Origin of the sequence: uncultured Lutibacter sp. (assembly GCF_937891065.1) — a bacterium.
Taxonomy (GTDB): domain Bacteria; phylum Bacteroidota; class Bacteroidia; order Flavobacteriales; family Flavobacteriaceae; genus Lutibacter.
This window is the reverse complement of the sequence record NZ_CALAEQ010000225.1, coordinates 1-9266: the sequence shown is the minus strand read 5'-3', so window position 1 is coordinate 9266 and position 9266 is coordinate 1. Positions and strand designations below refer to the sequence as shown.

The window sequence follows — 9266 nt, the reverse complement described above, 5'->3', positions numbered from 1 at the left end:
GCTGCTAAAATTAATGCATACGGTAAAATAAATTTAATAGATTCCCAAGTGAAAGGTACTTTAGAAAAAGTTTCTAAGTTTAATGTTGGTAGGCCTCCTTTTAAGCCTTCTCCACCTCCATCACTAATAAAAGAACCAACAGTAGCTATATCAAAATTGGATACTATTGCAATAGTACTTACTACTAAAATTGCAATTAAAGCTTCAGGTAATTTTTTTAATTGTTTAATTTTTGGCAATCCCCACATAATTAACATAGTTAAACCAACTAAACCAATCATTAAATAGAGTTGATTTCCTTGTAGCCATATTTTTTCACCTTCAACTGTTTTTTTAAACATACCTAATTGAGAAAGAAAAATAACAATCGCTAAACCATTTACAAACCCCATCATTACTGGATGAGGAATTATGCGAACAAATTTTCCTAGTTTTAAAACACCTGCCAAAACCTGAATAATTCCCATTAAAATAACTGTAGCAAATAAATAGTACAATCCTAAATTTTCATCTGGAGCTCCCATTGCATTCCCCCTAGCAACTAATGTAACCATAACAACTGCTAAAGCACCTGTTGCACCAGAAATCATTCCAGGTCGACCTCCAAATATTGAAGTAATTAAACCAACCATAAAAGCTGCATATAAACCAACTAATGGGTCAACTCCTGCCACAAAGGCAAAAGCAACAGCTTCAGGAACCAAAGCCAAAGCAACTGTTATACCAGATAAAATATCGTTTCTAAAATTTGCTGTTTGCTTTTTAATAAATTCAGTCATATAATTATTTTAAAAAAGTGGCAAAGGTAGGTGTTTTTGTTTTAATGAATTTGAAGTAATGATTACCTAAAGAAATATACATAACATCCCCATTTTAGGGCTTTTAAGAAAATAATAACTTTATATTCTCATAAGTGTTTTTTAACGCATCTTCTGTTTCATTTTCATTTTTAAACATAACTTGATCAATAGCTTCTTCTAACTGAGGAGTTAATTTTCCTTTATAAGTTGTTGTCATTAAAAACCAATACGTAATTTTTAAAATGATTTTATCTTTTCTTTCAAAAATATGATAGGTAGTTTCTAACTCTTTATCAATTTTTAAATTAGATATTCCACATTCTTCTTCAACTTCTCTAATAGCACATTCTTCAATAGATTCCCATTTTTCTAATTTTCCTTTAGGTAAATCCCATTTATTAAAACGATAAATAAAAAGTACTTCATTTTTTGAATTTAGCACCTTGCCTCCTGCTGCTTTTTGAATTTTAAAAAAAGATTGAAATTTTTGCCAACACGCTTCTAAATCATCACATAACAAACAAATACCATTTGCCTTATTCTGAAAAAGCCCTTCAACAATTTCAAAAATATTACAACTATGAAAGTCAACCATTGCAAATTTTGTTGAAATATTCTTACTATCAATTAAAATAATTGGACAGTCATTCACAAAAACTTTATACATTTGCATTATGATTTTGAACAAAGATACTGCAAAAAAAACTGCTGAATTGTTATTACAAATAAAAGCAATTAAGTTACAGCCAAATGACCCTTTCACTTGGGCTTCGGGTTGGAAATCACCAATTTACTGTGACAACCGAACTACGCTTTCATTTCCTAAAATAAGGAAATATTTAAGTGAAAATTTGGCTAAGATTATAGAAAAAGAATATGGAAAACCTGATGTAATAGCTGGTGTTGCAACTGGTGCAATTGCTATTGGGGTTTTAGTTGCTCAAGAACTAAATGTTCCTTTTATATATGTAAGACCTGAACCGAAACAACATGGTAGAAAAAATCAAATAGAAGGTTTACTTGAAAAAAATAAAAATGTTGTTGTTATTGAAGATTTAATTAGTACGGGGAAAAGTAGTTTAGAAGCTGTAAAAGCACTAAAAGAAGTTGAAGGAACTAACGTTAAAGGAATGGTAGCTATTTTTTCATACGGATTTGAAATTGCCTCAGAAAACTTTAAAAAAGCCAATGTAAAATTAAATACATTAAGCGATTATGATCATTTATTAGAACAATCTCTTGATAGTAATTACATTTCAGAAAATGATTTAGAAACGCTTCAACAATGGAGAAATAATCCAAGTGAGTGGAAACAAACAATTAATACCAAATTATGAATTTAGAAAGTAAAAAAACAATAATTAACAAGTCTCAAAAAGATTTTTTTGAATTTTTAAGCAACTTGAAAAATTTTGAACAATTAATGCCTGAAAATACTGATAAGTTTGAAGTTGATGGTGAGTCCTTTTTATTTAGTTTAAAAGGAATGCCGGAAATTAGATTGGTAGTGAAAGAGAAGCAGGAATTTGATAAAATTATTTTAGGTGCTGCAAGTAGTAAATTAAATTTTTCTTTAACTGCAATTATCAATAAAGTTTCTGAAAATAGTTGTGAAGCTCAATTATTATTTGATGGTGAATTTAATGCAATGATGGCCATGATGGTTAAAAGTCCACTTCAAAAATTTATTGATACATTAACAGATAACGCTGGGAAATTATAACAAAAACCAATTTATTTAACGACTCGCAAATTTAATTTCTTTCAAGTTAAATTTGTGAGTCGTTTCATTTTCAAATTCAATTACTAATCTACCATCTTCAAAAACATCTACTATTTTACCTAAAAAAACAGTCCCGTTTTTATCTTCAAACATTGCAGGTTTATTGAATTGATAAAGCGATTCTAAATATAACTCTTTCAGCTCCTTAAATTCATTTCTTTCTATATAACCAATATAATAATTGATAGATTTAACTACTTTATTTAACAATTTATCTTTGTCAAATTTAATTCCTGAAATCATTTTTAATGAAGTAACTCTACCTATACTACCAGAAAAAATTTGTTGATTTACATTTAAACCTATTCCAACAATAGAATGTTTAATAAAATTACCACTCAAAACATTTTCAATTAATATTCCAGCTAGTTTGTCTTTCTCTGCCAAAATGTCGTTTGGCCATTTTATAGTAATTGGAGTTTTAACATTCATTTTAACACTATTTAACACACCTAAAGAAACAGCCATACTCAAGTAAAATTGATCTTGAACTTCAAAAGCATCAAAATTAACTAAAATGCTGAATGTTAGATTTTTACCTTCATCCGAAACCCAAGTAGTCCCCATTTGTCCTCTACCTGTAGTTTGGTGTTCAGCAACAACAACAGTATAACTTTCAATAACTGATTTTGCAGCAAGCTCCTTTAGATAGGAATTTGTAGAATCAATGGCATTAAGTTTGATTATATTCATAAAGAGTAGATAAATTTAACAAAGTTATATAAAATCAAATTTGTTATAAAAAAATAATAACTTTGCAACAAATTAAAAAAAAATTAATGGCAAAAAAAAATATAAACGCAGACGATTCAATAGCGGCAATTTTAAAAGCAATAGATGATGTAAAAGGAGTAGATGTTCAAATTTTAGATTTGAGAGAAATTGAAAATACAGTTTGCGATTATTTTGTAATATGTACAGGAACTTCAAATACGCATGTTAATGCCATTTCAGGTATTGTACAAAAACAAGTTAGCAAAGCTACTAAAGATAAACCATGGCATGTTGAAGGTGACGGTAATGCAGAATGGATTTTATTAGATTATGTAAACATTGTTGTTCATGTTTTTCAAAAACATATACGCGATTATTATGATATTGAAAGCCTTTGGGGTGATGCAAAAATCACAGTAATATCTTCAAGTAATTAAGCTTTTTACAAATTATTGAAATAAAAAAATAGATGAGTCAAGATAAAAAAAACACACCAAATAGTAAAAACATAAAAAAACCTAAGTTTAATTTTTATTGGATTTACGGAATTGTTTTTGCATTATTTTTAGGTTATCAGTTTTTAAACAGTGACAGCTTAGGTTCAAAAAAGCTAAGTCAAAATGAGTTTAAAACCATCCTATCTGAAAATGATATTGAAAAAATAGTCATTGTAAACAGATCTGTTGCAGATATTTATATAAAAAGTGATGCTTCAGAAAAAGAACAACATAAAAAGAATAAAGGTTCTCTTTATTCTGCTAATACACCAATGTATAATTACTCCTTTGGTGATTTACAAAATTTCGAAAAGGAATTAAGTACTGATAAGCAAACTTATGAATTAGATTTTGACGTAAAAAATGAAGAAAGAACCAACATACTAGATCAATTATTTATCTACTTACCTTTTATATTTTTAATTGGCTTATGGATTTATTTTATGAAAAGAATGTCAGGTGGTGGATCTGGCGGTGGCGGACAAATTTTTAGCATTGGAAAATCAAAAGCTAAATTATTTGACCAAGATCAAAAAGTAAAAACTTCTTTTAAAGATGTTGCAGGTTTAGAAGGTGCAAAAGAAGAAGTGCAAGAAATTGTAGATTTCTTAAAAAGCCCAGACAAATACACATCTCTAGGAGGTAAAATACCTAAAGGAGCTTTATTAGTAGGACCTCCTGGAACAGGAAAAACGCTACTAGCTAAAGCCGTTGCAGGTGAAGCAAACGTACCTTTTTTCTCACTTTCTGGATCAGATTTTGTTGAAATGTTTGTAGGTGTAGGTGCATCACGTGTACGTGATTTATTTAAACAAGCACAACTAAAGGCACCTTCAATTATTTTTATTGATGAAATAGATGCTGTTGGTAGATCGCGTGGAAAAAACAATATTACTGGTGGAAATGATGAACGCGAAAATACGCTGAATCAATTATTAACAGAAATGGATGGTTTTGGGACAGATACAAATGTAATTGTTATTGCTGCTACCAACCGTGCAGATGTTTTGGATAAAGCTTTACTACGTGCTGGTCGTTTTGATCGTCAAATTTATGTGGACTTACCTAATTTAACAGAACGAGCTGCTATTTTTAAAGTTCATTTAAAACCATTAAAGCTTAGTAAAGATGTTGATGTTGAGTTTTTATCACAACAAACTCCTGGTTTTTCTGGTGCTGATATTGCAAATTTATGTAATGAAGCTGCTTTAATAGCTGCTAGAAAAAGTAAAAAAGCAGTACATCATCAAGACTTTCTAGATGCCGTTGATAGAATTGTTGGAGGACTGGAAAAGAAAAACAAAATAATAACACCAAGAGAAAAGAAAACTATTGCATTTCACGAAGCCGGTCATGCAACTGCTAGCTGGATGCTAGAACACGCTGCGCCACTTGTGAAAGTTACAATTGTTCCAAGAGGACAATCATTGGGAGCTGCTTGGTATTTACCTGAAGAACGTCAAATAGTACAAACTGAACAAATGTTAGACGAAATGTGTGCTACACTTGCAGGTAGAGCTGCTGAAAAATTGATGTTTGATAAAATATCAACTGGAGCTTTAAATGATCTTGAAAAAATAACACGTCAAGCAAGAGCTATGGTTACTGTTTATGGGTTAAACGATAAAATTGGTAATATTACTTATTACGATTCTTCTGGCCAATCTGAATACAATTTCACGAAACCTTATAGTGAAGAAACTGCTCAAATTATTGATAAAGAGATTTCAGAAATTATTGAAACTCAATATCAAAGAGCAATTAAAATTTTAAGTGATAATAAAGACAAATTAATAACACTTGCTGAGCTATTATTAGAAAAAGAAGTGATTTTTAAAAATGATTTAGAAGTGATTTTTGGTAAAAGAGCTTTTGAGGATAAAGCACCTGAAGTTCTCGAGAAAATCAGCAAAACTTTAGTTAAAGATAAACCTGAGGACGCAACCGTTGAAAATTCATCGGAAACACAAGAGTAAATTCATATCTTTTTTATAATTTTGAATATATTCAAAACAGCTAATGAGTTTTTTTAAAAAATTATTTAATTCCCCAAAAGATAAAGAAACTAAAGAGCAAAATTTAGATTTAGAATCATTACCACTTGATCAAATTTTTGTTCGAAATTTCATTAAAAATAACGGTAAATTCCTCTATTGCACGACTTTAGAGGAAGTTACTGAGAATTTAGCGAAAATAATTCAAGAAAATTCTTGGGATACTTTAATTTGCAATGACAGCGATTTATTTAAACTCACCAAAACTCTTACTTTAAAAACTAAAGATACATTTGACAATGCTTTGCCGTTTTTCACAAGCTGTGAACACTTAATAGCGGAAAATGGAAGTATTTTATTTTCTTCCAATCAGCTAAAAGAATGTAAAATTTCTGAATTATCTGATAACTTTATAGTTTATGCAACCACAAGTCAGTTTGTTAAAACAAATGGAGATAGTTTAACGGGAATAAAAACAAGGTATTTAGGTAATATCCCAAGTAATATAAGTGCTATCAAAAATTATAATCCAAATTCTAAAGAAATTGATTTTATGAATTATGGAAATACAAATGCAAAAAACTTATATTTGCTTTTATTCGAAGACTTATAATTTATGACAAATTTTATAAAACGTGTACTTTCAGGAGTTATTTTTGTTAGTATTTTAATATTTTCAATTCTCTATAGTAAAATTTCATTTATTTTACTATTCTTTATTCTAATGATACTTTGCCTATATGAATTTAAAAAAATGATTCAACTAAAAAGTGTCTTTCCGTACTTAATAGGAACATTACTTTTTATATTTGTAAATATTTGGGGTGTTGAAGATATTCCTAATAGAATGATTTTTGAATATGCAGGCGTTGCTCTATTTTTAATCATTTTTATTTCATTTGCTTCCATTCTGTTCGCAAAAAAAGAGGAAGTTATTAGTCATTTAGGTAAAATATTTTTATCAATTATATACATCGTTGTTCCCTTTACATTAATAGTTAAAATTCCTTTTTTAAATGCTAGTTTTAATTATGTAAATACAACTATATTAGGTGTATTCCTCTTAATTTGGACCAATGATTCTTTTGCCTATTTAGTTGGTAAAAATTTCGGAAAACATAAACTCCTAGAACGTATTTCTCCAAATAAAACGATTGAAGGATTTATTGGAGGAATGTTTTTCACCTTTACTCTAAGCTATTTTTTAGCTCAACAATTTACAACCCTTTCATTAGTACAATGGATTGTAATTGCTGGAATTGTTAGTATATTTGGCGTATTGGGAGATTTAATTGAATCTATGTTTAAGCGTCAAGCTGGAGTAAAAGATAGTAGTAACTTTATTCCTGGACATGGTGGATTTTTAGATCGATTTGATAGTGTTATTTTTGCTGCACCGTTTATATTTATTTACTTACAATTTGTACAATAATTATGTTTCATAAAGAAGGCTATAAGATAATTTTAATTTCTACATTTATTTTAGGTACAGGAATTATATTAATTGATAATTTCATAGATATTATCTGGTTAAATAAAACATTAGCTAGTATTTTATTAGTTTTATACATTGTCATTTTACAATTCTTTAGAAATCCAAAAAGGAATACTGTAATAAATGACCTTCATATTATTGCACCGGTTGATGGAAAAGTAGTAGTTATTGAAGAAGTTTTTGAAAAGGAATATTTTAAAGACAAACGTTTGCAAGTTTCTATATTTATGTCCCCTTTAAATGTACATGTAACCAGGTATCCAACTAGTGGGGTAATAAAATATAGTAAATATCACCCAGGAAAATATTTAGTAGCTTGGCATCCTAAAGCATCTGAAGAAAATGAACGCACAACAATTGTTATTGAAAACGAAACAGTGGGCGAAATTCTTTATCGACAAATTGCAGGTGCTCTTGCAAAACGAATTGTGAACTATGCAAAGCCAAATGAAATAGCTATTCAAGGTGATGATGCGGGTTTTATTAAATTTGGGTCACGTGTAGATTTATTTTTACCGTTAGGCTCAAAAATAAATGTAAAACTAAATGACAAAGTACGAGGTGGAGAAAAAATAATAGCCACATTGTAATTTTTAATTTTTACTTAATGAATACAAAATTAAATATTGAATTTGAAGAGGCTTATGATTTTGCTTCACAAGCAACTATAAAACTTCCTCCAGATATAATGCTTGCCATTTATGCTTATTATAAACAAGCAACAAAAGGAAATAATTACCAACAGCCATCAGGTGATATTCAATTAAGAAATTCATTTAAATTAAATGCTTGGTTTCAATTAAGCCATTTATCCGCTGATGAAGCTAAACAAGAATATATAAATCTTGTAAATAAACATCTAAAATAAAATTAGCAATTATGAAAAAAATTTATCTACTTAGCTTTCTACTATTGGTAATAACTACTATTTCTTCTTGTAAAGAGAATGAAAAAAAAGAAGCAAAACAAATTGAAAAAGGATATACTGTTGAAGAAAAAACGACAACAATAAATTGGATTGCTTATAAAACAACTAACAAAGTACCTGTTAAAGGGCAATTCACCAAAGTAAATATTGAAAATAAAAAAACGTCCCCTACAGCTTTAGAGGCTTTAAACGGATTAAAATTTAATATTCCTGTGAGTAGTTTATTTACAAATGATACCATTAGAGATGGTAAATTAAAAAAATCATTTTTTGGTTCTATGAAAAATACTGAAGTTATTTCTGGTACCATTAATATGAATAATGAAACATCTGGGCACGTTGAATTAACATTGAATGGAATTTCTCAATTCTTGCCAATTACATATGTAATTAGTGATCAAATGGTTACTATTGAAGCTGTAATGGACTTAGATAATTGGCAAGCACAATTAGCTATAGAAGCATTAAATATAGTTTGCAAAGATTTGCATTCTGGAGATGATGGTATTTCAAAAACTTGGAGTGAAGTTAAAATTGAAGTTGCTACCTATCTGAAACATGAATAACTAATCTTAGATAGATACCTCTAAATATAAAGATGTAATATAAAAAATCTAAATCATCTATGAGAAAAGAAACATCATTTAGTTAAATTTAGGTCCTCGTTATTTTTAGTACAAAAATTTAGTTCGGCATTAAATAGTATCTATAACATTAAAGCTCCAACTATTATTGACAAAACCCCAATACTTCCTCCTATAAAATTACTACTCTTAGATGCTTTTTTATCTCTAAGTTGAACATCTTTAATTTCATTTTTGTCAATAAGTGTTTTTACTTTTTCACCTTCATTAAAATTAATGCCATAATAATTGCCTTCCATAATTTCAATATCTTCATAAACGAATTCATCACCATTTAACATTGTTATTTTTAAATATCCATGTGCACTCTTATTTATAGCTTGATCTAATGAAATAGGCTCTTGATATATTTTACACCCTTGAAATAAAATAAATATTAAACATATATTAATTAATCTAAAATGTGCTTTT

General features: G+C 28.7%; 13 protein-coding genes. 9 read left to right on the top strand and 4 right to left on the bottom strand.

Going from position 1 to position 9266, the window contains the following annotated elements; all coding sequences use genetic code 11:
• Nucleotides 1-779: SulP family inorganic anion transporter (locus tag Q0352_RS12155; RefSeq protein ID WP_299527882.1), on the bottom strand; the 779-nt coding region annotated here is incomplete at its 3' end.
• Between the two features lie 103 nt (nucleotides 780-882).
• The gene (locus tag Q0352_RS12150) at nucleotides 883-1467 is read right to left on the bottom strand and encodes an NUDIX domain-containing protein (RefSeq protein WP_299527880.1); all 585 of its coding nucleotides are present in this window, start codon (nucleotides 1465-1467) and stop codon (nucleotides 883-885) included.
• Nucleotides 1468-1474: 7 nt separating this feature from the next.
• Between Q0352_RS12150 and pyrE the strand changes: the two genes are divergently transcribed.
• Complete coding sequence (gene pyrE / locus Q0352_RS12145) at nucleotides 1475-2137, top strand: orotate phosphoribosyltransferase (RefSeq protein ID WP_299527878.1); 663 nt, start codon at nucleotides 1475-1477, stop codon at nucleotides 2135-2137.
• Complete coding sequence (locus tag Q0352_RS12140) at nucleotides 2134-2523, top strand: SRPBCC family protein (protein WP_299527876.1); 390 nt, start codon at nucleotides 2134-2136, stop codon at nucleotides 2521-2523. The genes pyrE and Q0352_RS12140 overlap by 4 nt, the downstream gene beginning before the upstream one ends.
• A gap of 15 nt (nucleotides 2524-2538) precedes the next feature.
• Here Q0352_RS12140 and Q0352_RS12135 read toward each other — a convergent pair whose 3' ends face one another.
• Nucleotides 2539-3276, bottom strand: coding sequence for a biotin--[acetyl-CoA-carboxylase] ligase (locus Q0352_RS12135; RefSeq protein ID WP_299527873.1), 738 nt, complete (start codon nucleotides 3274-3276; stop codon nucleotides 2539-2541).
• Between the two features lie 86 nt (nucleotides 3277-3362).
• On the opposite strand from Q0352_RS12135, the gene rsfS reads away from it, so the two are divergent.
• Genes rsfS through Q0352_RS12100 form a run of 7 tightly spaced genes read left to right on the top strand, consistent with a single transcriptional unit; the run spans nucleotide 3363 to nucleotide 8777 of the window.
• Nucleotides 3363-3734 (top strand): ribosome silencing factor, encoded by a 372-nt coding sequence (gene rsfS / locus Q0352_RS12130; protein ID WP_299527871.1) that lies wholly within the window; start codon nucleotides 3363-3365, stop codon nucleotides 3732-3734.
• Between the two features lie 32 nt (nucleotides 3735-3766).
• Nucleotides 3767-5770 carry an ATP-dependent zinc metalloprotease FtsH gene (gene ftsH, locus Q0352_RS12125; protein ID WP_299527869.1) on the top strand — a complete coding sequence of 668 codons (2004 nt, stop codon included), beginning with the start codon at nucleotides 3767-3769 and terminating at the stop codon, nucleotides 5768-5770.
• Between the two features lie 43 nt (nucleotides 5771-5813).
• Nucleotides 5814-6401 carry an LUD domain-containing protein gene (locus Q0352_RS12120; protein ID WP_299527867.1) on the top strand — a complete coding sequence of 196 codons (588 nt, stop codon included), beginning with the start codon at nucleotides 5814-5816 and terminating at the stop codon, nucleotides 6399-6401.
• 3 nt (nucleotides 6402-6404) lie between these two features.
• The gene (locus Q0352_RS12115; protein ID WP_299527865.1) at nucleotides 6405-7220 is read left to right on the top strand and encodes a phosphatidate cytidylyltransferase; all 816 of its coding nucleotides are present in this window, start codon (nucleotides 6405-6407) and stop codon (nucleotides 7218-7220) included.
• A 2-nt stretch (nucleotides 7221-7222) separates the two neighbouring features.
• Nucleotides 7223-7873: a phosphatidylserine decarboxylase family protein gene (locus Q0352_RS12110; RefSeq protein WP_299527863.1), complete on the top strand. Its 651-nt coding sequence runs from the start codon at nucleotides 7223-7225 to the stop codon at nucleotides 7871-7873.
• A gap of 17 nt (nucleotides 7874-7890) precedes the next feature.
• Nucleotides 7891-8151: an acyl-CoA-binding protein gene (locus Q0352_RS12105; RefSeq protein WP_299527861.1), complete on the top strand. Its 261-nt coding sequence runs from the start codon at nucleotides 7891-7893 to the stop codon at nucleotides 8149-8151.
• 11 nt (nucleotides 8152-8162) lie between these two features.
• Complete coding sequence (locus Q0352_RS12100; protein ID WP_299527859.1) at nucleotides 8163-8777, top strand: YceI family protein; 615 nt, start codon at nucleotides 8163-8165, stop codon at nucleotides 8775-8777.
• Between the two features lie 140 nt (nucleotides 8778-8917).
• On the opposite strand, the gene Q0352_RS12095 is transcribed toward Q0352_RS12100, so the two are convergent.
• Nucleotides 8918-9266 (bottom strand): hypothetical protein (locus tag Q0352_RS12095; protein ID WP_299527857.1); only part of this gene is annotated, 349 nt, incomplete at its 5' end.